Source organism: Limosilactobacillus albertensis (assembly GCF_014145555.1).
GTDB classification, from domain to species: Bacteria; Bacillota; Bacilli; order Lactobacillales; family Lactobacillaceae; genus Limosilactobacillus; species Limosilactobacillus albertensis.
In genome coordinates, this window is the sequence record NZ_JACIVD010000023.1 from 1 (window position 1) to 24057 (window position 24057).

The 24057-nt window shown below is 38.3% G+C and carries 21 protein-coding genes, 2 tRNA genes, 1 rRNA gene and 2 pseudogenes; 15 read left to right on the forward strand and 11 right to left on the reverse strand.

All coding sequences use genetic code 11. From position 1 onward, the window contains the following. Position 1 precedes the first annotated feature (1 nt). The 4 genes and pseudogenes from rrf to H5S41_RS12070 all read left to right on the forward strand — a co-directional run bounded on the left by rrf (position 2) and on the right by H5S41_RS12070 (position 1841). Positions 2-118, forward strand: a 5S ribosomal RNA gene (gene rrf, locus H5S41_RS00240). Between the two features lie 83 nt (positions 119-201). After that, a tRNA-Thr gene (locus tag H5S41_RS00245) sits at positions 202-274 on the forward strand. A 496-nt stretch (positions 275-770) separates the two neighbouring features. Further along, positions 771-899, forward strand: a complete 129-nt coding sequence (locus H5S41_RS11820; protein WP_259395000.1) for a hypothetical protein — start codon at positions 771-773, stop codon at positions 897-899. Between the two features lie 101 nt (positions 900-1000). After that, positions 1001-1841, forward strand: a pseudogene (locus H5S41_RS12070) (type II toxin-antitoxin system antitoxin SocA domain-containing protein). A 168-nt stretch (positions 1842-2009) separates the two neighbouring features. On the opposite strand, the gene H5S41_RS00255 reads toward H5S41_RS12070, so the two are convergent. After that, complete coding sequence (locus H5S41_RS00255) at positions 2010-2345, reverse strand: winged helix-turn-helix transcriptional regulator (RefSeq protein WP_182601475.1); 336 nt, start codon at positions 2343-2345, stop codon at positions 2010-2012. A 164-nt stretch (positions 2346-2509) separates the two neighbouring features. Between H5S41_RS00255 and H5S41_RS00260 the strand changes: the two genes are divergently transcribed. Next, on the forward strand, positions 2510-3532 hold the full coding sequence (locus tag H5S41_RS00260; RefSeq protein WP_182601478.1) for a zinc-binding alcohol dehydrogenase family protein: 1023 nt from the start codon (positions 2510-2512) through the stop codon (positions 3530-3532). Positions 3533-3682: 150 nt separating this feature from the next. On the opposite strand, the gene H5S41_RS00265 is transcribed toward H5S41_RS00260, so the two are convergent. Continuing rightward, positions 3683-4774, reverse strand: a complete 1092-nt coding sequence (locus H5S41_RS00265; protein ID WP_182601480.1) for an FRG domain-containing protein — start codon at positions 4772-4774, stop codon at positions 3683-3685. Positions 4775-5134: 360 nt separating this feature from the next. On the opposite strand from H5S41_RS00265, the gene H5S41_RS00270 reads away from it, so the two are divergent. Next, positions 5135-5782 carry a MarR family winged helix-turn-helix transcriptional regulator gene (locus H5S41_RS00270; RefSeq protein ID WP_182601481.1) on the forward strand — a complete coding sequence of 216 codons (648 nt, stop codon included), beginning with the start codon at positions 5135-5137 and terminating at the stop codon, positions 5780-5782. 47 nt (positions 5783-5829) lie between these two features. On the opposite strand, the gene H5S41_RS00275 is transcribed toward H5S41_RS00270, so the two are convergent. After that, positions 5830-6570, reverse strand: a complete 741-nt coding sequence (locus H5S41_RS00275; protein WP_182601483.1) for an SDR family NAD(P)-dependent oxidoreductase — start codon at positions 6568-6570, stop codon at positions 5830-5832. 111 nt (positions 6571-6681) lie between these two features. Here H5S41_RS00275 and H5S41_RS00280 point away from each other — a divergent pair, with 111 nt between their 5' ends. From H5S41_RS00280 to H5S41_RS00290, 3 genes are all read left to right on the forward strand, one after another. After that, complete coding sequence (locus H5S41_RS00280) at positions 6682-6915, forward strand: hypothetical protein (RefSeq protein ID WP_153710444.1); 234 nt, start codon at positions 6682-6684, stop codon at positions 6913-6915. A 134-nt stretch (positions 6916-7049) separates the two neighbouring features. Then, positions 7050-8249, forward strand: a complete 1200-nt coding sequence (locus tag H5S41_RS00285; protein WP_182601492.1) for a RecQ family ATP-dependent DNA helicase — start codon at positions 7050-7052, stop codon at positions 8247-8249. A 95-nt stretch (positions 8250-8344) separates the two neighbouring features. Next, on the forward strand, positions 8345-8995 hold the full coding sequence (locus tag H5S41_RS00290) for an NAD(P)-dependent oxidoreductase (RefSeq protein WP_182601494.1): 651 nt from the start codon (positions 8345-8347) through the stop codon (positions 8993-8995). 89 nt (positions 8996-9084) lie between these two features. Here H5S41_RS00290 and H5S41_RS00295 read toward each other — a convergent pair whose 3' ends face one another. The 5 genes and pseudogenes from H5S41_RS00295 to psiE all read right to left on the reverse strand — a co-directional run bounded on the left by H5S41_RS00295 (position 9085) and on the right by psiE (position 13651). Further along, a complete protein-coding gene (locus H5S41_RS00295; protein WP_153710448.1) occupies positions 9085-9318 on the reverse strand; it encodes a cytochrome b5-like heme/steroid binding domain-containing protein in 234 nt (77 codons plus the stop codon). A 76-nt stretch (positions 9319-9394) separates the two neighbouring features. Then, positions 9395-10817 (reverse strand): annotated as a pseudogene (locus H5S41_RS00300) (Na+/H+ antiporter NhaC family protein). Between the two features lie 333 nt (positions 10818-11150). Then, complete coding sequence (locus H5S41_RS00305; protein WP_182598822.1) at positions 11151-12176, reverse strand: cation diffusion facilitator family transporter; 1026 nt, start codon at positions 12174-12176, stop codon at positions 11151-11153. 518 nt (positions 12177-12694) lie between these two features. Next, positions 12695-13237, reverse strand: a complete 543-nt coding sequence (locus H5S41_RS00310) for an RBBP9/YdeN family alpha/beta hydrolase (protein ID WP_182601502.1) — start codon at positions 13235-13237, stop codon at positions 12695-12697. Between the two features lie 12 nt (positions 13238-13249). Beyond that, positions 13250-13651, reverse strand: coding sequence for a phosphate-starvation-inducible protein PsiE (psiE, locus tag H5S41_RS00315; RefSeq protein ID WP_153710452.1), 402 nt, complete (start codon positions 13649-13651; stop codon positions 13250-13252). 165 nt (positions 13652-13816) lie between these two features. Between psiE and tpiA the strand changes: the two genes are divergently transcribed. From tpiA to H5S41_RS00330, 3 genes are all read left to right on the forward strand, one after another. Next, on the forward strand, positions 13817-14587 hold the full coding sequence (gene tpiA, locus H5S41_RS00320; protein ID WP_153710453.1) for a triose-phosphate isomerase: 771 nt from the start codon (positions 13817-13819) through the stop codon (positions 14585-14587). A gap of 55 nt (positions 14588-14642) precedes the next feature. Beyond that, positions 14643-14717, forward strand: a tRNA-His gene (locus tag H5S41_RS00325). A 96-nt stretch (positions 14718-14813) separates the two neighbouring features. Further along, entirely contained in the window at positions 14814-15638 is an 825-nt protein-coding gene (locus H5S41_RS00330; RefSeq protein ID WP_182601504.1) for an AraC family transcriptional regulator, read from the forward strand. A 31-nt stretch (positions 15639-15669) separates the two neighbouring features. Here H5S41_RS00330 and H5S41_RS00335 read toward each other — a convergent pair whose 3' ends face one another. The 3 genes from H5S41_RS00335 to H5S41_RS00345 form a co-directional block, all read right to left on the reverse strand. Then, the gene (locus H5S41_RS00335) at positions 15670-16296 is read right to left on the reverse strand and encodes a YczE/YyaS/YitT family protein (protein WP_182601506.1); all 627 of its coding nucleotides are present in this window, start codon (positions 16294-16296) and stop codon (positions 15670-15672) included. A 15-nt stretch (positions 16297-16311) separates the two neighbouring features. Continuing rightward, positions 16312-18534: an alpha-galactosidase gene (locus tag H5S41_RS00340; RefSeq protein ID WP_182601509.1), complete on the reverse strand. Its 2223-nt coding sequence runs from the start codon at positions 18532-18534 to the stop codon at positions 16312-16314. A gap of 146 nt (positions 18535-18680) precedes the next feature. After that, positions 18681-19604, reverse strand: a complete 924-nt coding sequence (locus tag H5S41_RS00345) for a DMT family transporter (protein ID WP_182601511.1) — start codon at positions 19602-19604, stop codon at positions 18681-18683. A 128-nt stretch (positions 19605-19732) separates the two neighbouring features. Between H5S41_RS00345 and H5S41_RS00350 the strand changes: the two genes are divergently transcribed. The 3 genes from H5S41_RS00350 to H5S41_RS00360 are packed head-to-tail and all read left to right on the forward strand — an operon-like array spanning position 19733 to position 24057. Then, on the forward strand, positions 19733-20686 hold the full coding sequence (locus H5S41_RS00350; protein ID WP_182601513.1) for an aldo/keto reductase: 954 nt from the start codon (positions 19733-19735) through the stop codon (positions 20684-20686). After that, positions 20686-21186 carry a phosphatase PAP2 family protein gene (locus H5S41_RS00355; protein ID WP_182601515.1) on the forward strand — a complete coding sequence of 167 codons (501 nt, stop codon included), beginning with the start codon at positions 20686-20688 and terminating at the stop codon, positions 21184-21186. Before H5S41_RS00350 ends, H5S41_RS00355 begins: the two co-directional genes overlap by 1 nt. A gap of 21 nt (positions 21187-21207) precedes the next feature. Further along, positions 21208-24057, forward strand: coding sequence for a DEAD/DEAH box helicase (locus H5S41_RS00360; protein WP_182601517.1), 2850 nt, complete (start codon positions 21208-21210; stop codon positions 24055-24057).

Consider the following 24057-nt stretch of genomic DNA (forward strand, 5'->3'; position numbering starts at 1 on the left):
GTGTGGTGATGATGGCTTGAAGGATACACCTGTACCCATGCCGAACACAGAAGTTAAGCTTCAACACGCCGAAAGTAGTTGGGGGATCGCTCCCTGCGAGGATAGGACGTTGCCACGCAAACTAGAACGTGGACCGGTTAACGATTCGCGTCTTTTATTTAATGGCAGTTTCTGTTATAATTAACAAGGAATTGTTATTATGCTGACTTAGCTCAGTTGGCAGAGCACGTCACTAGTAATGATGAGGTCGGAGGTTCGAATCCTCTAGTCAGCATAATTTGAATAAAGAACCACTACCTAATTTAGGTAGTGGTTCTTTTGTTTTTCTAAATTAGTGCGATAAGGTAAATTAAAATAGCAATTACCAATATTCCCCACCAGGTTAAGTGGATTTTTATGTTCACAATCTTATTTCTCCTTGGTTATTAAAATATTAACTTTCCTATTTTAATAAATTATTGTAGTTTTGTAAAATTATCGTAAGCAGTCATTATCAATACGTCTAAAACCGGCTACCCCGAATCACCTATACTGAGACTATCATCAGTGTTGAAGTGCTCGGATCGCTGGTGTGTCAAGGATCGGTGTGTATTAAAATGTGTTAACTTTATTAAGTTAAAATATCTTAATCATGCTCAGAGTATCTTGATCATTTTGTGAATTTTGATTAAGATCCTTTACCTTTTAACGTCCTTGCTACTAATTAGTAGCAACTTAATTATCATTATGCTATAAGAAGGGTATAGCAATAAAATATTAGGGAGATTGTAATGGAGATTGCTGAAGCGTTAGCAAAATTGAAATTTCTTGTAAATCATGATCGATTCTATATGGTTCAACGACAAAGTAGAATGGCAATGCTGGTTTCTGTAACTTTAGCTAAAGAAATTGTTAGATAGCTATCCATTAACGATTTTGTCAAACATGAACCTAATCGAAATAATCCATTACAAGCGGTATTTATCAGTTTTCATCTTGATTATTAAAGGAGGAGGTTTACATGGCTTACCAAAAGAACTTCACAACTACTTATACCATTAATGGACATGAGTACACGGTAACAGCACCGGCTCTTTTTGACAGTAACACCAATGAACTGATTCCAGATAAGAAACTGGATGATCAAGCTGCTGAAATAGCTCGTCAACAATATCGTGATGAGATGGGATTATTGTCACCAAAAGAGTTAAAGCAATACAGTGCTAAGGTAGGACTATCTCAACGGAATTTAGCTGAATTAACTGGATTAAGTCCAAACACCATCGCCCTTTACGAAGCTGGTGCATTTCCTACTAAAGCCAATAATAGACTGTTAAAATCACTTATTGCTAACGATGATGTGCTCCAACAATATATTGCTGATGAGAAAAATAATTATTCTGATGAATTAGTTTCAAAGGTTAGTTCTTATCTAAGTAAGAGGGATGGTATTGTGTGAATCACAAAGGGAACAACCTAGGTTTACAGCGGTACAGTTGGCTAACTGGCTACGAGTTGAAAACTACTTTGAACGGGTTAGTGATTTAAATATTGACCCATTAACGCAAATGAAAGTCATTAAACTGCTCTACATTGCGTATGAGAGATTTTTAGCTGCAACTAGAAATAAATTATTTTTTGCAACAATCGTCCACTTTCAATATGGCCCATTGATAACTGAAGTACATGATAAATTTAATGGTCAAAGCGTTCTGGACATTGATAAAACAGATAAAGAAGCAATGGATGACTATAACCTAGTGTCACAAGATAGCAAGATTGTAGATCTTCTAAGTAAAGTGAATGAAGATTACATTAACTACAATGTTGCTCGACTAAGTAAGCAAACTTATCAGCGCTAGGTAAGATGATAGCCCGTTATAACGGCGTTTATGATCGTTATAACGGGCTATTTTAGGCTTTTCATGACATGGAAGTACATGATTGTATAAAGAATAATTAAAGAAACGCTGTAAGTGAACTATAATCAATAGAAATTAGTTTTACGGTGTTTCTTTTTAATCAATATTTTATGAATTTATATGATTATACATTTGACCCCATTTTTCCATCTCAATAATAACTGGTATTAAAGTCTTTCCAAAGCTAGTTAATCGGTATTCTGTTTTTGGTGGAATTACTGGATATATCTTTTTTTCTATAATTTTATCTGTTTCTAATTCATTGAGTTGTAAAGATAACATTCTTCGGGAACAATGAGGCATTTTCTTTTGTAATTCACTAAATCTACATACTTCATCTTTTATAAGGTGATATAGAATAACACTTTTCCACTTGCCGGAAATTATTTGTAACGTGCTTTCTACTGGACAGCCTTTACTACAATTGAAAATATGCCTTTGCAAGGCTAGCACTCCTTTCAAAGAATTAACTTATTTTATAATACATTATTCCCGGTTGTGTTGCTATTGGGGAAATAATTGTTACATAGAAAATTTAAATTCTCCTCTTTTTAATTTATTCAATCGAGTTACTATTTGTTAGTACAAAACAGAAAAGAGGACATAATATGAAAGCTATTGGTTTCACACGACATTTAGACATAAATGACTCTCAAAGTTTATTTGTTTTTGAAAAGGATATTCCTTCTCCTAAGGGACATGATCTACTAGTAAAAATTAATGCTGTATCTGTTAATCCAGTTGACACTAGTGTACGACATAACGGACGAGGCACTTTAACAACACCGAAAATTATTGGTTGGGACGCTTGTGGAATTGTGAAAGAAGTAGGGGCACAAGTATCACTTTTTAAACCTGGTGATAGAGTATTCTACGCTGGATCTTTTAAGCGTCCTGGGAGTAACAGTGAGTATCAACTAGTCGATGAACGAATTGTGGGACACGCGCCAAAGACATTAAGTGATGATGAAACGGCTGCAATGCCCCTGACATCATTAACTGCATATGAAGCATTATTTGAACAGTTATCATTACCAACTACTAGTTCAGAAAATAAAGGTAAAACTATCCTTATTATTAATGGCGCTGGAGGAGTAGGTTCGGTCGCAACTCAATTAGCGGCCAATGCAGGCTTAACTGTTATCGCTTCGGCCTCACGTCCTGAAAGTATTAAGTGGGTTAAAGAACATGGCGCTAAGTATACTGTAAACCACAGAAATAACTTAGTTGATGAAGTACGAAAGCTTGGCTACAAATATGTAGACTATATTTTAGAACTCAAAGACATCGATAGTCACTGGAAAGAAATGTGTGAGTTAATTAAACCAGAAGGGACTATTGCTTCAATCACTGAAAATAAGCGGCCAATTAACCTACGTCTTTTGACTCCGAAAAAGGCCACTTTTACATGGGAATGGATGTATACCAAATCTTACTATCATACGAGCGACATGCAAACTCAACATACTATTTTAGATACAATCGCACAACTGCTTGATGAAGGTAAGTTGAAATGCACGTTAACACGATCATTATCTCCCTTGAATGCAGCTAATCTTCGTAAGGCGCATAGTTTAGTAGAAAGTGGTCATATGATTGGTAAAGTAGCCGTTTCGGGATGGGAGAAGTAAATTTATGATTGAAAATGATAGATATTATCGTCGTTATGTCGTTCTATGTTTAAAGAATTAATTACCTTATTCTTTCTCGGCAACTACTATCATTCTACAATCCCCGTTAATCAACACGATCTTGAGCAATTATACAAAGTTCGTGACAAATTAAAGACCCAAATATCTCTCTTTAATCATTTCTGCTTTCTTGGCATGATCTTCTGGATAAATAAAACTGTAATCAATGCCGAGTTTTGACAATTCATCTAGAATGGGACGTTTATATTGGGCGGGAATAATATATTTTTCTTTTTCATTAGGCTTTTCAGAATTATAAAGACTAAGGATATCGATTGCCGATTGTGCTTGGCGTTCAACCTCAGAGTAATTAATATTTACGGATTGATCATACTCATCGCCGATAAAGGGAACGAAAAGAAAAAGCCCTTGCTGATTTTCCATTCGACGACTCATTCGTTTGACGGTTACAATTTTGGGGACAATTAGTTCGAGGGGATTTAATTTGTTTTCAAAGCTTGGGATATCACGCTTGGCTTCCTCAAATAAACGAAGAAAAGGCAACGTATGTAGGTCATGTTTAAACTCAGCAAAGTAGTTTGAGGTATTATCATCAAAATAGTTAAGATAATCATTACTCCATAGCCGATGCTGCTGACTAATATAATTATCATCTAACTGGTAGAAGTTTTTAATTGTCTGGAAAAAGGCACTTTTATCGGCCATCGACTGCCGTGCCAATGAGGACTCAAGCTGCATTTCGTTGCTAAAGGCGTTTTTCTTGAAATAATTGTGATTAGTTAAGCCACTCTTAAAGTCATATTCAGCAATAAGTTCGTGCCATCCTCGTTCATCAAGCATTTCAGCTAATTTATCGCGGTTGGGTTGGTCCTTATAAATATATACTTCCCCATTCCCCTGACCACCCTTAACTGCAAAAAAGAGGGCGATGAGCGGATTACTACTAACATCTAATAACCTAGTTGGCAGGTGGTAGTGTTCCATTAATGCCATGCGTTCAAAATTAGTCCGGCATTTTTCAAAAAGCTGGGGATCAGTCATTAAAAAGTCGTTAAACATATTATCCTCATTATCGAGAAGTTTTCGACTACGGAATACAGAGGGTAAGGTGTTTGAAAAAGCATCATCTTGTCCGCGAAAATAATAATTTTGTTTCTTATCACTAATTAATTTTTCGATTTCTTCAATGTAACCCGAGACAGTTTGGATATTATGAATCACTATATTAGCCACCCTTCTACATACCTTTAAGCAAATTCTAAAATAGATAAATTAGAAATACTAGTAAAGCGGAGTATTAATTTTCCACAAAAACAATTTTAAATTAATTTGGTACCGAAATATATTGACAATAAAATATAAAGGTATTATATTATATACATCGGTACCGAAGCATATTATTAAACGATAAAATTAGTGGAGGATAATGATATGCTTACAAATCAATTAATCGCTTTAGGAACGATGATTGTACTTCTTATTTTTCTACTATCAGGCAATCCATTAAAGACTGCTGAAGTAAGAAGTAAAGTTCGAAAGTAAATACTTAATTAAACTAATATAATTCAAGGAGAGATAATCATGACAGAAATCAGTGATATGGAATTAATTCAAAAAATGTTAAAGAGTTTATCAGTATTACGGGGCAATACATTATGGGGGAACAATCAAGGCTTTTCACGACAACAAATGGGGAAATTCGGCTTTGGTGGTCGTGAATTTCAACAAACAGATATGAATAATAATAATATGTTTGGGCGTGGCGGTTTTTCACCAATGAATGGGCCAATGGCGGGAAGGCAGTCAATGAATGGCTGGTCGGACATGATGGGCCAGCGTCCAGGATTTGACCATTCAGCAATGATGAATAACCGACCTGGTTTTATGAATCGTCAGGGATTAATTCGGGAAAATCTTTTGACAATTATTGCGGATGCTTCTGAAGGAATTCGTGCGAAAAAAATTGCTGAAAAGGCGGGAATTAATCAATCATCAGTTTCTGAATCGCTCAGTAAGCTTGAGGATGATGGGTATATTAAGCGGACTGTGGACCCAACCGATAAACGAGCCACTTTAATTTTCTTAACTGATTTAGGAGAAGCCCGAGCTAATGAAATTAAGGATCAGCAGCAAAAAATGTTTGGTCACCTTTTTGATAATCTAACAGCAAGTGAAAAAGAAGAGTTATCGCGGTTATTAGATAAAATTATTGATGGTGAAGATAAATAGGGTAAATAAAGAGGCATCAGTAGTAGATAGATACTACTAATGCCTTTTTACATTGGCTGTCCAGTTGAAATTTCAAATCCTGCCGTTACAGGAATTGTTTCGCCAGTGATCGCACTAGCAGCAGGGCTTGTAACAAAGTAGATCGCAGCAGCAACTTCTTCTGGTTCAACAATACGGTTTAAGGGACTATTTTGAGCAAATTTTTGTTTATCTTGATGAAAAAGCGGAGTGGCTGTCGGTCCTGGAGCAACGACATTTACTCGAATATTATTCTTACCATAATCGATAGCCATTGCCCGCGTCATATTAATGATTGCGCCCTTGGCAGCATTATAAGCAACCATTGCCCGGTCACCAGCCATACCAGAAACTGAAGAAATATTAACGATACTGCCATGATTATTCTTAATCATTATCGGGAGAAATGCTTTGCTAACTAAGTAGGTTCCCTTAACATCAACTGCAAAGATTTTGTCCCAATCTTGTTCGCTTGTTTCGTGTAATTCACCGTGAATGACGATTCCTGCATTATTAACCAATGCATCTACCGTTTGGAATTTATCAATTGTCGTTTGATAAAGTTTTTTTACATCAGCTGCGTTACTGATATCCGCTTGCTGAAATGCAACATGATGTGGCGAGTACTTTTCGCTTAATTGCTTAGCAACATTGCGTCCTTTTTGATAATCACGACCAACAATCATCGTATTCCAGCCATTTTCAAGGAATAATTTTGCAGTTGCAAGACCAATACCAGATGTTCCGCCGATAATAACCACTGTTTGCATATTAATCACTCTTCTTTCGCTATGTTGAATTTATTATGTCATCTTTGGTTGTCTTTAGCCAATAGTTGATATTTTATTTAGAATAAAAATAACATTAGGAGGTAAGGGCATATGGATATAACTTCTTTTCAGGAATTAAGAGATTGGCTAGCAGGACGCCATTATACGCTCGAGAAGCTTAAATCGCATCTTATTCTTAAGCATCAAGGACAAGAATTAGCGATTATTACACCACCAGATAAGTATCAAGTTAAAAATGTTGAAATGACATTTAATGAGTGGGTGGAATTTAATAAATGCATTCGTAATATTCGTCATTATTTAATAGCACAGGAGAAATCATAATAAATTGGTAAGTGAAGTTATTGTTTAAGCTAACTTCGCTTATTTTATTTGTAATATTTAAAATTTATTCTTGCATTCGAATCAAACAGTACTGCTATAATATCCTTACCATAAAATGTATTGAGGAGAAATAAATGAGCAAAAATGAGATGAACAGCCAAAATAGTAGTATGCTTCAAAAGCTAAGTTCCCAAACTATTAGACTACGAGTAGTTCAGCCGCCAATCAATATAAAAAGATTGCTCATTGGGTATATTGATAAGTATAAGGGACAATCAGGGATTATATGTGTTCGATCAACCGAAGAAGGCAATACATTGGCGGCATATTTAAGAGCTCGGCATATTAATGTAGCAGTGTCTTGTGCTCCAGGTCAAATGAAAGATCAGATATTTATAACTACGAATTTAGCCGATTTCCGTAAATGCCCTGTGAATGTCCGATTTATGATCCATATAAGTAGTCCGAAAAGTTTAGGCGAGTACTTGTTGGACATAGGGAGTGTGAAAAATGATCTGCCTTGTGAGGTTATCCTTTATTTCAAACAGGCTAATACTAAAAAACAATGGTGGACAATTAATAAGAGAATCGATATTGATAATGAAGAAAAAATCCGGCAATACAATGGCCTTCAGTCAGTAGCACAGTATGCTAATACGTCGAGATGCTTACAAAGAGAAATCGCAAGGTACTTAGGCGGGAATTGTCACCCGTGCCACCAATGCAGTAATTGTTTATATAAAGGCGAACTGGATGATATTACATCGGAGGCACAGATCTTGATTGCATTAGTAAAGCTAGCTCATGGACAATATAACAAAATTAACATTGCTCAGATAGTTACAGGATCTCGAAATCAAAGAATGTTAGAAAATGGAGCTGAAATATACGAGCAATATGGAGCATTACAAAATTATTCACAAGAGAAAGTTTTAAATTTAATAGATTATTTAATAGCAACTGATTATCTAGAAATAAGGCAAGGAAGGTACCTCTTTATAACAACAGCAGGGTTGGAGGTATTAGAAAATAAAATAGTAGTTAAAAGAAAAAGGTTTAGTGAATATCCACTAAGATTTACTTCTTATGATAAAGATCTATTTGAGAAACTGCGCTTAAAACGTTTAGAGCTCGCAAAGGAAACTAAAGTCGCTCCATTTATTGTTTTCACTAATACGAGTCTCAATGATATGGTACGTGTTCTTCCTCAAACATCGGCGGAATTTTTAACAGTAGAGGGGGTAGGTAAGTATCGTCTTGAACATTATGGAGGTGCGATGATGGCGATAATTAAAGATTACCTAAATGAAAAAAATTTAAAAACGGTTTGCTGAGTTTATTATGAAGACCTTTCTTTTTGTAATTGTACTTTTCCATGATAAGGTAATCGTAAAAGTAACTTTGGACAAACGTTGAGGAGTGATTATCAATGATCAGAGTTGGAATAATTGGTGCATCCGGAATGGCTGGTAGTGCAATATATAAATTAGCAACCGCAACCCCCGAATTAGATGTAACTGGAATTGTGCGTCATGAAAACAAAGCGCGAGAGATTCTTGGTAATGATGCCAAATTATTAAGTGGTGATATATTTGCCTTGAATGATAGCTTGTTATCGCGTTTTGATGTGATTGTGGACGCGTATGGAACTAGTCCAGAAAATGCTGATCGTCAAACCCGCTTAGCTGAAAAATTAGTAAGTATAGCACGTAAAAATAAGATTAGACTAATCTTCATCTTAGGAGCCGGCAGCCTTAAGACTGGTGCTGATGAACATTTATTTGTTGAAGACATTGCTAAAATGCCAGGTGCTGAAAAATGGATTAATACACCGCGGCAACAGTTAAAAGAGTTACAATACTTAGAAACGATTACGGATATCGACTGGGTTGGAATTTCACCATCAGCAACGTTTGAGGCGGGCCCAGCAACAAGTTATATTGTGGGTAAAGACCAACTATTATTTAATGAACAAAAAGAATCAAAGGTTTCAACGGGAACAGTTGCAGAAGTAGTCGTAAATGAGATTTTAGCACCTCGTCATCATCGTGAACGGATTACTGTTGTTAATGAAGAATAAGCAAAAATAAAGACTCTCCAAATCAATAATCGATTTAGGGAGCCTTTATTTAGACAATTAGGTTAATCGTTAGCTCATTATTAATTATTTTAATCAACTAGTTTTCCAATTAATGGCAGCTTTGAAACGGGAGAATACTTCTGGGCTGCTTCTTGGTAAGTGACGTCTGATAAATCATGACCAACGACACTACCATGGACTTCAGCACCCTCCCATTCTGGAACTTCTGAGACATCATAAACATTTCCATTGACGCCAATATAACCAGGACGTCCTTCTCGACCATCATATTTTGCTAATTCACTATGAGTAAAGGCTCGCATAGGTATCACTCCTTAATGGAATCAACATCTTAACATTGCCTTTACTATAACATGAAAACTTTGATAAGAAATAAATTTAGGCTTGGTCCGTTGCTAAATTGGCGACGGTAGATTGTTTGACCGGTACCTTAACGAGCATTCCAGCTACAACACAGATGATCGTAACTAGGAATGGGAAAAAAGCCCATGGAATAAAGTTAAGCGGATTAATTTGCAGGGTGCTGGCAATAAATACGCCGGATACACTCCAGGGAACAATTGCATTAACCGCGGCTCCGGCATCATTTAGGATTCGGGTTAAGTATGCTCGCTTTAAGCCAAGTTTTTCAAATGCAGGCAAGAATGATTGACCGGGAGATTGCTAAGTAGTGTTCCCCAACCATTAAGTTAACACCCACACAAGTAACAGCGGTGGCCATTGTAAGTCGGCCTGGGGTTTTTACAATACCAGCAAGGTGGTCAATAATTGCTTTGATAATATTAAACTTGATTAAAAGACCACCTAGTGCCAAAGCAAAGATGATGAGGGCAAGTGAGGTTAGCATACTTGCAATTCCACCTTTAGAAAGTAAAGTATCAATTGTTTTATCACCGGTATGGGAGACGTAACCAGTCATGATGGTATTAGTAATGGTTGAGATGCTTGTACTTGGTGCATGAATCCATCCTAACAAAGCAGCAAATAATGATCCGAGACCAAGAGAAGGAATGGCGGGTACCTGTAAGAATGCAAGAATTATTAAGAGCAGAACCGGTAAAAGTGCCCACCCGGAAATCCAGAAACCATTTGCAAGACCATTCATCATTTTATGAACCGCACTTAGACTAACATTCTTAGAGTTGAGTCCGAGAAAGGTGTATAGGACAATACAGATCGCCCATGCAGGAATATCAGTTACTAGCAGCGATTTAATATGTTTGTAAATACTGATTTCACCAACGCTGGCGGCAAGATTGGTTGTTCCAGAAAGCGGCGAAATATTTGATCCGCAAAATGCACCAGAAACAATAACACCAGCAGTAAGGCCAGGATTAATTTTTAATGTTGCGCCAATTCCAATAAATGCAATTCCCATTGTTGAAACAGTGGTAAATGAACTTCCACATGCAACACCGACAAGGGTACAAACAATAAAGACGGTTGGTAGAAAGAATTTAACAGAAATAATTTCAAATCCAAAGTACATGATAGTGGGGATGGTTCCTGAAAAAATCCATGTAGCGATAAGGACTCCGATAGAAAGGAAGATAATTAAAGGATCAACACCAGCTCGAAGACCACTTCGCATGCCGTCCATTACCGTGTTCCATTTAAATCCACGAATGCGCCCGTAAACTGCGAGAAGGACAAAAGAAATGAATAGTGGAGCTTGCGGTTCTTGGTGCTTAAAAATAATCAGGTATCCGAGAATACATAGGATGCCGGCAAGGATAAGTAAACTTTCGCCGAACCCAAAAGTAGGTTCAGATTGATTTAATGACTTTTTAGTAGCTTTCATTATTTGATTCTCCTTAAATTCTAATAAAAAACACTAACTAGATCAGCGGTGATTGCACAATCCAGTTAGTGGGCTTGGTAGTATAAATAATGGAAGAACGCTACCCTTTACTAGATTGTGTACCTAGCAAAGGACTCATTAAAACAACCCTGCTTAGGTACGAACACCGTTGTCCGTACCTAAAGTACAGACACTTACGCGCGATAAGCATAGTTGTTATAGTACTTAGCTGTATTTAATGAGCAGGTAGTCATAATTGTCGTTCCTTTCATTTGATGTTGTGTTTATTAAAGCATTCTCATTTTAGTTTGTCAATCTCTAATTTAAATAAAATTAAAAATCTCCTGAAACATCTTTGTCTAAAAATGAATGCGGGTCAGGGATAAATGAAATATCAGTATCAATAATACCAAATTTTTCGCGAAGCATATTCTCAATATGTTCCGATAGCTGGAAGCTTTGTAAGATTGTCATTTTAGCATTAACCATAACAGATGCATCGAGGGTAACTACATTACCGTTATAGTGGGCTTTTAATTCGACAACCTTAATGACCGGTTTAACTTGCATAATAGCTTGGCGGTATTCTTGTTCCGCACGGGGGTCAAAATAATCGGTTAAGTTAAGGCTACTCTCGAAAAAGATTTTTAATCCAGAGTAAAGAATAAAGAAACCGACAACGATACTTGTTGCACCATCAAGCCAACGGAGGTTAAAAAGGAGAGCCCCGCCGATTGAAATTAGGGTACCGATACTTGTAAAGGCATCACTTAAACTATCTTGAGCCGATGCAAGTAAAGCTGCGTTTTTTAACTTAAGTCCTGTTTGGCGATTCATGTACCAGACAACCAGCATAATGATTGAGGCAACTCCCGCCCCGATTAGGGCAACTGGCTGGGGGACAACCCGGCTTGCCGGCGTAAGGAGGCTTTTAATCCCATCGATAATTACGCTTAACGCAATGGCAACCATGACGACCGCTGTTACAAGTGAAAAAATTGTTTCATACCGCCAGCGGACAAATTGTACTCGTTGGTCAGATCCCATGTGAGCTTGATAGTTTCCGTCAGGAAGTTTAGCACCGATAATATCGTCGTCATCGACATCTTGTGCAATGTGCAAACCCATCATGAGTAAAAAGGTTGAAATGATTCCAGAAAGGTTGTTAAATGCATCGGCACGCAACGTTTGCGATTTACTAATTTCAGCCAACCAATATTCAATAATTGAAATTACAACATAAGCAACGAGGTTATAAATTAAATGGTGTTGGGATGCGCGAATCTTAGATAGTTCGGTTGCTTGTGTTTTTTCCCAATAATCCATTTCCTCGGTTGTATGCTTCTTAAATTTTGTCATTAATTACCGGCTTCCTTAATAGTGTAAATTACTTTAATTGTAACGCAAAAATAAAAGATGAGTGAGTAGAACATAACGGCGTTAAATAAAAATAAGAGCTGAGAAAATTAATTCTCAACTCTTACCAGTATGAATAATGAAAATAATTGCTAGGCCCGGTTGTTAATTACGTGGGCGCATGTTGCAATAATCAGTGCAACAAAGCTAACCAAGGCGATCATATTACTCATAATTGACATCATATTGAACAACTCCTTTTACATAATTAAGACATTTTTTACAGCACAACTAATTACAGTTGCCTTTTTGGAAAACAAATTAAAATCTTTGTTTTCCCCTCTCCACCAAGTATTGTAACAGGTCTTGGCGACAGTGGCGATAATAATTAGCTAAGCTTTTAATGAGCTTTTTTATGCGAAAAGGGCACGTTTATAAGGAAAATATTATAAGTGACTGTTATGTGAATAAATTAATTTTAATTATGAATATATCTGGCTATTTTTCTTTAAAAGATTAAGCTATTCAGCTAATCTGTTTAATTCTTTTAAGGCTAAAGGGAACTTTGTGAAACCATCGCTGCTTAAAAAGTGACCGCCAGTTTCTTGAACTATGAGTTTTGCTCTAATCTTATTAGCGACTTCAATGCTATTTTTATATGGTGCGATTGGATCATCCTTCGCGGTAATTACCGTTGCCTTAGATATTTTGGAAGTAATTTGCTGATAATTGGGTGCTGGCACCATAAATTTATCAAGTTGCGGATAGTTAGGTAAATTTTTATCGAACGCCCCAACCAGCAATAAACGTGCATTTTTTATTTGATGGTGCTCAAGATAACGCAGGGCAGTAATACAACCGAGGCTATGGGCAATGAGAATAAGGTCATCATGAGGTTCGATTTGGTCATTAACTGCTTGGTCACATTTACTCTGATCTGGGCGATAAGGGTTAGGGAGCCAAAGCCGGTCAATTTCAACAGCCGGTTTAGCTGCTTCCTCTAGCCATGGAAACCAGTCGTCATCACGAGTTGAAGTTCCGTGAATTAAGTATGCTTTTGCCATTTATAAGACTCCTCATTTCATAAAGTGCTTCAATGTTACCATACCGATGATTAACAATAAAATAGCAATAGAACTTGTGAGAATTTCATACGGTTGTCCGTGAGCAGCGATAAGTCCCCGAATTAGAGCCATGATACCTAAGCTAAGTAGAAAATCAACTGCAATATGTCCATGGTGTTTTAGGGCGGCAATAATCATCGTGATAAATGAAAAGAAAAGGAAAAAGACAATTACTCGATCTAAAATTTTAAAAATAACATGGTCGGTATTTCCAGCTATCATTAATGGAATAAGTGAGAAAATTTCGGTAAATAAGAGAACTGTCAATACGGTTCCTAAAATTGCTAAGGCTAAGATCGTGAACAGGCGTAAAGCGTGACTAAACTTAGTAGCTAGTTCATAAATTCGTTTCATCAATGTCCCTCCCGTTAAGAATTCTCTTAGCTAAAGAATAGCAAGAATTTGTTAACTTATAAAAGAAAACGGAATCAGTATGGGACAAAATTTAGCGAATATTTAATGAAAAATTTGTGGGAAATATGCGATACTTAAAACTGATAGTTAAAGGAGGAGCGAAAAATGCGAAAACCTTTTATTGCAGCTAATTGGAAGATGCATAAAAACGTTCAAGAGTCTGTAGAATTTGTTAACGCGATAAAAAACAAACTACCAGATCCGCAAAAGCTTGAAGTTGGAATTGCAGCACAGGCATTTTCACTGCCAAGCATGATTCAAGCAGCAGATGATTCTGGTTTGAAAATTATCGCCCAGAATGCATCGGCCGAATATTCAGGCCCATATACTGGTGAGATTAGTTTGCGGGGGCTGGCAGATTCTGGAGTGTCCTATGTTATGTTGGGGCATATTGAACGTCGCCGCCTATTTAATGAAGATAACGACACGGTCAATCGAAAAGTTTTAGCAGCGCTTGAGATGGGCGTGACACCAATTATTTGTACTGATGAGACAATGGTCCAAAAAGAAGTTAATGGAGAAATTCATTACGTCTTTCAGCAGTTAATGAGCGTGCTTCGTGGGGTTTCACTGGACCAAATTAAAAATGTAGTTGTTTCCTATGAACCAAGTTGGGCAGTAGGATATGGTCAGCACGCAAACCCGGTTTTGGCTGAGGAAGGATGTCGGCAGATTCGCCGAACGATTGCCGATAATTATACGTATGAGATTGCTGATAAGATTCGCATTTTATATGGTGGAAGTGTTAATCCTGACAATGTTGGACAGATTATGAATAAGCCTAATGTAGACGGCGTATTAATCGGTCGAGCTAGTTTAGATGTTGATAATTTCTTGCGAATGGTTAATTATTCCAAAAATGATCAAGAAAAATAAAAAAAGTCTTTTTATTTACCGTTACTTTGTGTTATAGTTATTAACAGTTGTTATGGCGGTATTGGTGAAGTTTGGTTAACACACCGGTTTGTGGGTCCGGCACGCGTGGGTTCGAATCCCACATACCGCCCTGACCTAAAAAGACAGCTCAGATTAATCTGAGCTGTCTTTTTTTGAACGCTTTTGAAAACGCTATCGTTATTTTATATGAGGGGGGCAAAAAATAATGGAAAAAGCAATTTCACGTGATTATGCTGTTTCGTCAAACGTAGAACTAGGATTAACATCAGTCGGTCGTTCAGATACGATGTCAGGACATAGGTATGGGCCAGCAGTTCGTCCATATTACCTAATCCATTATATTTTATCTGGGTCTGGCATATTCAAGGTTAATAATGTTGCTTACCACCTTCATGCCGGACAAGGATTTTTAATCGAACCTAACTATAGGACTACATATATTGCAGATGAAGAAACACCGTGGTCCTATGTGTGGCTAGGCTTTACTGGCAAAAGTGCAGCTGCGTGGATTGATCAGCTCAATCTTTCAGAAACAAGTCCGGTATTCAATAGTGATGAATCATATGGACTTGCCAACTGTGTTAATGAAATCCTAGACCTTGATTCTATGACCCCTGAGAATAATTTACGCGCTTTAAGCTGCCTTTTTCGTTTTCTAAGCTATATTGCTACTGGAACAATTGCTGATGTCCAACAAATTAAACCGAAGCAAAATCCTTATGTAACAGCGGCAATTCACCATGTAAGTCATCACCTAACGACAGTGACGGTCGATAGTCTTGCGCAGTCAGTTAACGTTAATCGAAGTTACCTTACTGATTTGTTTAAACAAAATCTTGATTTAACGCCCAGTGAATATATTCGCAATTTTCGGATTACCAAAGCACGGCACCTGTTAGAGTCATCGGAGCTTAGTATTGATCAGGTAGCAGAACACTGTGGCTATCAACGGACAAACTCGTTTACCCGGGTATTTAAAAGAACTTATGGAATTAGTCCGCGCCAATATCGACAACAGAGTAAAATCTAGAATACGTACTTAGAAGAACTCGTGAGCCTTATTATATTACCGTTTTTATTTGTCCATGGGTAAGAATTGGTTCAGCCAAGTGACTCCTGAACCATTGCGTTAATGGTCCCATAAATAGGGCGGTAATTATTGTGCCAACGCCGAGAGTTACGTTGAAAGCAAAACCGACTAAGACACAAACGCTATCCGTAATGATTCGACAGTATTTAAAGGGGAGAAGACGATACTTATAAGCGGCAATGAGCGCAATTGCATCATAGGCAGATACTCCAAGGTCGGCAGTAAAGTAAAGAGCTGCTGCTAGACAAGTGAAAACAATCGCGACTAGCATTAGGCTCCATCGAATTGCAAGACTAGGGTGGGGAAATACCGTATCTAACAGCGCGTGCATTACATCAGCTGCTATGCCGGTAAAAAATAGGTTGATTATTGTCGCAATTCCAATATAATGCCGTCGCAAGATTAGGACGAGCAGCAATAGCGCCCCTGTTAAAATTAAATAAAAGGTTGAATAGGTTGAACTAAAAATATTAGCAATTCCAGTTACAAAGCAGGTGAACGGGTCAACGCCAAGATTAGCTTTTTGGAGCATTCCAACACAAAATCCACAGAGTGTTACGCCAATAAATGCCATAATTATCCGTTTGGTTCGATACATAAAACCACCTCACTGTTATTCTGCGTCAAAGATAAATAGTCTGCTGTAAAAATCGGTAGTTTCTTTATTTTCTCCTGCAGACGCATCGGTAGTAACAAGACCAATGTTAGCTAGTTCACTACCGCTAAACGAGCCAAGGCAGTTTCCGGCTTCTTCTGTAATGCGGTAATTAGCAGTTGGGTTAAGCCCTGGAATCCGTTGTAGCCGATATTCTGCATTAACGTCATTAAGAATTTTAAAATATCCCATGATGGCATGTTTTTTATTAGGAGAAACAACAAGCCAGGCGACGATATTGCTTTCAAAAGGAGTTTTTAACCGGTAGAAGGTTCCAAACTGGAAGAGCTGCCGATGCTTTTTCATAAAAATAATCTGTTGTTTGATTTCCGCTAATTCATCTGGTGAAAGGGCATTGAGGTCTAGTTCATAGCCGAATGCACCAAAGTAGGCTACGTCAGCACGAGTCTTAAGAGGTGTTTGGCGTTGTAACTGTTCATTTGGGGAAACAGAAACATGTGCGCCCATTGAACTAGTCGGGTAGCAATACGATGTTCCAGTTTGAATCTTTAAGCGTTCAATTGCGTCTGAATCATCGCTTGTCCATGCTTGGGGAGCGTAGTAAAGCATACCGGCATCAAAGCGTCCGCCACCACTAGCGCAGGATTCAAATAGGATCTTAGGAAAATCATGAATTAACTGGTCATAGAGCCGATAAACCCCTAAAATATAGCGATGGAAGATTTCACCCTGTTGATCAGCAGGATATGCGGTTGAGAAACATTCTGTGATATTACGATTCATATCCCATTTAACGTAATCCACGTTTCCTTCACGTAAGACTTTTGCCATTAATTGATATACGTAATCTACTACTTCTGGTCGTGAGAAGTCGAGGACATACTGTTTCCGTCCCTGTGATGCATGGCGATTAGGGGTCTCAAGAATGTAATCAGGGTGTTGTCGATAAAGTTCGCTGTCTTTATTTGTCATTTCAGGTTCAAACCAGAGACCAAACATCATTCCTAAATCGTGAATTTTAGCTGATAGACCGCTAATACCATCTGGAAGGCGGTCACGATTAACCCACCAATCACCCAGACCGGCTGTTTCAGTTGTCCGCTTGCCAAACCAGCCGTCATCAAGAACAAATAGCTCGATTCCTAGGGATTTAGCTGTTTTAGCAAGAGAGAGGAGTTTGTCCTCTGTGAAATCAAAGTAAGTAGCTTCCCAATTATTAACAAGGATTGGGCGCTGCTGGTCACGCCAATATCCGCGCGCTAACCGTTGCTGGTAAAGATGGTGGAAGTTTTGACTAAGGTCATTAAGTCCGTTATTGGTATAAACCATTACTGCTTCTGGCGTTTGAAATGATTCCTGGGGATTAAGCTTCCATGAAAAATGGAATGGGTTGATTCCCATTTGAACTCGTGTCACCTTGTAAGGGTCAACTTCAGCCTGAGCAAGAAAGTTACCGCTATAAACTAATGAAAAACCATATGCTTCTCCTTGAAAATCATCAGTATGTGGCCGCTTGAGGATAACAAAGGGATTTTCCATATGGCTGGAAGCCCCGCGAGTACTGCCAACTGATTGGATTCCGGGACGCAGGTGAGCGGACTTTAGCTGCCGTTCACGACCCCAAGCACCGGAGAATTGCAACCAATCATAGTCATCATCCGGTAAGTCGAGGTTCATACTCATTGCGGTAGTTAATTGGTAAGAATGCTCACCGTGGTTAATAAATTTAACACTACGGGCAATTGCATTATAGTGGTTGAAAATGGTGTACGTTAAAACGAGATCAACATCAATCAGCGAATCATGAAGTAAGATTTCGAGGGTTGTTGCTTCACTATCGTCCTCAGTATAGGTTGCAGGCAGGTTATCAAGTTTAGGTTTACCAGGAAAAATTTTGTGTGATATATATTTAAAATCAGTAATTGTACTACCATTCGGCTGTTTGACTTCAAAGGCCGGCATCCGGTAATCAGTTGTTCCATAGGCCGGATACTCTTGTTTTAAATTGCCCAATGAAAAGGAATAATCGTTATCATATACATATGAAGTAACTGGGCGGTAGGTGTTTTCGATTAAATGGTCATGATTAGCACGGTCAGGGACCCGTTGGCCGAAGAAGAGCTGTCCTAATTGGTCGTTGCGAAGGATCTTGATAATATAGCTTATGTGGTCATTATATAGGTGAAATTCACGGCTTTGCTCATGGTATTTAATAGGCATAAATGATAGCTTCCTTTCAAATTAGTATTTTTAATCATTTTTAGTTTAGCGCTTACATTGATGTAATACCGTGAATTTTGTTATTAAAATAGTGCCAAATGTTAGATTATAAAAAAAGCATGATAGAAGTCCTAATAACTTTGCTATCATGCTTTGTTCTTTTTTTTGCTTAAAAATTTCACCATTCGATCGACCGGGATAGCTTGCAAAAAGGTGGTCAAAAGAATTAATAACGAACCAATCACAGCAGCAATTGTTAAACGCGTTCCAAGAAGAGTAACGGCCAGCAATGTTGCAATTAAGGGTTCAAAGGCACTCAAGATTCCCGTAGCGGCAGGTGAAATATAGCGGATGCTCTGTAAGAACATGGTATAAGAAAACATTGTGCCGCCAATAACGATGTAAATAACGAGCAACCACTGCCAACCGGTTAGGGCGGGGAATGGGCCTATTAATAAGATAGGAATTAAGATAATACCGCTAACTAACATTGCTAAACCACATACAGTGAGAGCATCAAATTTTTGTAACAACGGTCGGGGAAGCATGGTATAAAAGGCTGCCGCAAAAGCACACCAAATCCCCCAAAACAGGGCCAGCGGTGTCAAAGTTAAAGTATTAATATGACCGCCAGTGACAAGAAAGAAAGTCCCAATCAAGGCAATTGTAATTGAAATATTATCAATCCTCCGCGGCCATTTATGCTGGGCAAGCGCTAGCCAAATAATTATAATTACTGGTTGTAAATATTGAATAACGGTTGCGGTCGGGGCATTACTATACTTAACTGCTAAGAAATATGTTAATTGTGAATTCATCATCCCTAAGATAGAGAACATAAGAAGTATAACGATATTAAACCGATTGGTAATAATATCATGGATTTGTTGCGGCTTCTTATAAACGCTCCAAATAGTTAGAAGAATGCCAGCGGTCAATAACCGAATGGCAACTAGCCAACTAGTGGTTATATTGCTTGTACTAAATAAATATTGTGCTGCTGCTCCTGAGCCACCCCATAATGAGGCACCGCCGGCAGCGAGTAATATTCCTTTGGTTTGTGCTTTCAATTGTTTTCACCCTTAATTTAAATTTTCTTAAATGTAACATGAATTTAACTCAGAATGAATGGCAAAGTAAAAAAGGATAACTTAAAATTAAAATAGCGTAAGACTGGGAGAAAAAAGGAGACGTTGACATGAGAAACGTTAAAATTGGCGCAACAAGTTGGGAAGTATCAAATATTGCTTTAGGTATCATGCGTATGGGAACATTACCGGTGCCCAAAGCGGTCGATGCCTTAGAAGCGGCGCATGATGCTGGGATAAACTTTATTGATTCGGCTGATATTTACGGCAATGATCCACAATTGGGCCGGGGTTCTTCAGAAATTCACTTTGGTGAGGCACTCAGCAGAAGCAGTCTTACCCGTGATGACTTTTATATTCAGTCTAAAGGGGGACTTTTTGCAAATGCGGACAATAAGATAACACGGTACGATTCATCAAAAAAACATTTAATAGCTGCTGTAGATGGCATTTTACAACGGATGGGCATTGACTACCTTGATTCATTCTTAATTCACCGTCCTGACCCGTTAATGGATCCTGCAGAAGTAGCGGCGGCATTTGACCAGCTCCAAGCAGCAGGGAAAGTACGGCACTTTGGGGTATCTAATTTCAATCCGCAACAAATTGCCCTTCTTCAGTCTGCAACCAATCAGCGACTATTAATTGACCAGGTTCAATTTGGCTTAAAGCATACAGGAATGATTGATTTTGGCCTTCATACAAATATGACTGACAATGCGGCGAATGATCATGACGGCGGCTTATTAGAATATACGCGTCGTAAACATATGACTATTCAAACCTGGTCGCCTTTCCAATATGGGACATTTGCAGGAACGTTTATTAATAATGATCAATTCCCTGAGCTGAACGAATTGCTGGCATCGCTTGCCCATAAGTATGAAGTAAGCAAAAATGCAATTGCTGTTGCGTGGATCTTGCGGCATCCTGCCCACATGCAGGTATTATTAGGCACTATGACGCCAGCACATATAATCGATAGTGCAAAAGGGAGCGACATTACTCTGACTAACCAGGAATGGTATGATTTATACCTTGCTGCGGGGAATGATTTGCCCTAATGAAGGAAAATTATCAAAAAAACTATCAACGAATCACAGCTCCTTTTCGTCGGCACCCATGGGCTGTTTCTTTATTACGAGTTGCTAATAAGTTTGTAGTATGGGTAATGTATGTTGCTTACTGTGTAATTTTGATATGGGTAGGAAGAAATGATTATTCAGTGTTATGGCCTTTTATCCTCATCCCTGGTATTGGCTTTCTCATGCTTTCATTTGTCCGCCAACGAATTAATGCCCCTCGTCCATATGAAAAATTTGCAATTGATCCGCTGATTTTTCGTAATAAAACGGGTGATTCGCTGCCAAGCCGGCATGTTTTTTCGGCAACTGTTATTGCTATGTGCGGATTAAAGTTAAGCCTTTTTTGGGGGATAATATTACTCATATTAACTATTATTTCTGCGATTACCCGTGTGATTGGCGGTGTGCATTTTCCGCGAGATGTAATTGCTGGGTTTATCTGTGGCATTATTTGCGGCTTGTTTTTATTTCTTGTCTGACTTTTAAGAAAGGTGCGTTTCATGGATAGTTTGGTATTGCAAGATGCAATTTTGAATGGACTTATCAGCAATCAATATCAAGGTAATATGCTCTTGGGCCCGCAATTGTTAACTAATAATCAATCAGCTACGATTTGGCAAACGCTACGCCAAGAACTGCTATCATGCAAAAGTTTTACATGGTCGGTTGCTTTTATTACTTTGGATATGTTGGTACCATTCAAAGCGGTAATGGCTGATTTAGCAAGAACAGGAATTAGTGGAACGATAATTACAAGTGATTATTTGAATTTTAACCACCCGGCTGTATTTGAGGAATTACAAAAAATACCAAATTTAACCGTTGAAATTGCTGATATTAGCGGCTTCCATACTAAAGGCTATTTGTTTGATCATGGTGAATATCAAACGGTAATTGTGGGCAGCGCTAATTTTACTCGTTCTGCTTTACTGGTTAATAAAGAATGGAATTTAAAGTTAAGCTCACGTCAAGAGGGAAGTCTTTTTCAACAGATAACAACTGAATTGAATGCCGTTAAGCAGGAAAGCAATCCCTTGACTTCAGAATGGCTTGCAAAATACCGCATGAATTGGCAACCGCCGGAGACTAACCTGTCTCGTTCAAAACGATTAGGGAAGGTTCAACCGAATGCGATGCAAAAAGCTGCATTAGAACAACTAGAGGATCTTGTCAAAAAGGGAGCTAACAAGGGTCTGGTTGTTTCGGCAACAGGAACAGGGAAAACTTATCTTGGTGCATTTGCGGTGAAAAAATATCAGCCGCGTCGTTTTTTATATATTGTTCACCGAGAACAGATTGCCCGCAAATCATTAGCCAGTTTTCAGCGCGTCATCGGTGGCAGGCAAGCAGATTATGGCCTGTTAACGGGGAATCGTCATGACTGGAATGCTAAGTATTTATTTGCTACCGTTCAAACGTTCAGCCAGCAGTCGATTCTTGATAGCCTTAAACCGACTGAATTTGATTATATTTTAATTGATGAGGCCCATCGTGCGGCGGCACCTAGCTACCAGCGAGTATTAAACCACTTTACACCCCGGTTTTGGTTAGGGATGACAGCAACACCTGAGCGAATGGATAGCCAGGATGTGTTTAAATTATTTGATTACCATTTAGCTTATGAAATTCGCTTGAAGGATGCGTTAGCTGCTAAAATGCTGGCTCCTTTTCATTATGTCGGCGTAACTGACTATGAGATTGATGGCGAAGTTATTACTGAAACTGCTAAATTAAGTCAATTAGTTGCTTCTAAGCGGGTTAAGTATATTCTTGACCAGTTAGATTACTATGGTTATTGTGGTAATCAAGCGCGGGGACTGGTCTTTTGCAGTCGTCAGGCAGAGGCAAAAGAATTAGCAGCCTTATTTAGTGCTTCCCATCATCCAGCAATCGCGTTAACTAATCAAAACAGCAGTCAAGAACGGTTAAATGCGGTTAAACAGCTTGAGGCGGGAAAGCTCGAGTATATTATCACTGTTGATCTTTTTAATGAAGGTGTCGATATTCCTTCATTAAATCAGATTGTGATGATGCGTAATACGCAGTCACCAATCGTTTTTACGCAACAATTAGGCCGCGGTTTAAGAAAATATCCGGGGAAAGAGTTTGTAACAGTAATTGATTTTATTGGAAATTATCAGCACAACTATATGATCCCCATGGCACTGAATCAAGATAATAGCCGAAGTAAGGATTGCGCTCGTTGCGAAGTCAAATTGCCTGCAAACCTTGATGTGTCAACAATTAACTTTACGAAAGTTGCTGAAGAGCAAATTCTAGCATCGCTTGATAAGGTTAAGTTAGACTCAATGAAAGAATTGCGCCAAGCCTATCATGAATTAGCCGCTCAACTAGGAAGGCCGCCATTGCTTAATGATTTTTACCATTATGGTTCGGTTGATCCGTTAGTATTTGCGCAAAATACGCAGCTTAAGCATTATGGTGAATTCCTAGAAAAAATGGGCGTTGATCTTAAATTAACTGATTATGAACGTCAGGTGTTAAATTTCTTGACTAAAGAAATCCTTAACGGGAAACGGCCGCATGAACTTATCCTCCTTCAACATTTGCTTCACGGTCCATATTCAATTGATGCTTTTAAAGCAGAATTAATGCGCCAAAATATCCGTGTCTCGCCTGAGGTTTTACAATCAGTTGATGACATTTTAAGTTTGCGGTTCTTTAATGTGAAAGCCGGTAAGAAATTAAGAAAAGACCAATATGGCGGCGAACCGCTAGTTGATCATCAGGATTTGTTAACTTATCGGTTTAATTCAAGGATTAGCGCAGGTCTAAAAATTCATGATGATTTTAAACGATTATTTGTTGATATATTGACGACGGGTCGTGAAATAGCTAAGCAGTATGACTTCAAGCAGTCATTTACACTTTATCAACAATACGATCGAAAAGATGTCTGTCGATTATTAAATTGGCCATTAGATGTGAGTGCGCCCTTATATGGATACCGGGTAGCAGAAGATGTGTGCCCAATCTTTATTACTTATCAAAAAGATTCAGCAAAAAAAAGAAATGCTATCTACAATAACCAGTTCCAAGATGGCCGATCGCTGCGGTGGTATACGCGAACCCCGCGGCATCTTTCATCTGATGAAGTACAACGACTTCTAGCAGGGGTTAAAGCAGGTAAACCACAAGTAAAACTGCACTTGTTTGTAAAGCAGAGTGACGCGGTTGGCAAGGAATTCTATTATTTAGGTCCTGCTCATATTCAAGCTGAAACGGTAAAAGAAGAATTAGTTGGACCAAAGAAAAAGCCGACAGTGGGGATGAACCTAGTATTAGAGCATCCTTTAACGACAGCGATGATGAATTTGCTCGAGATGTAA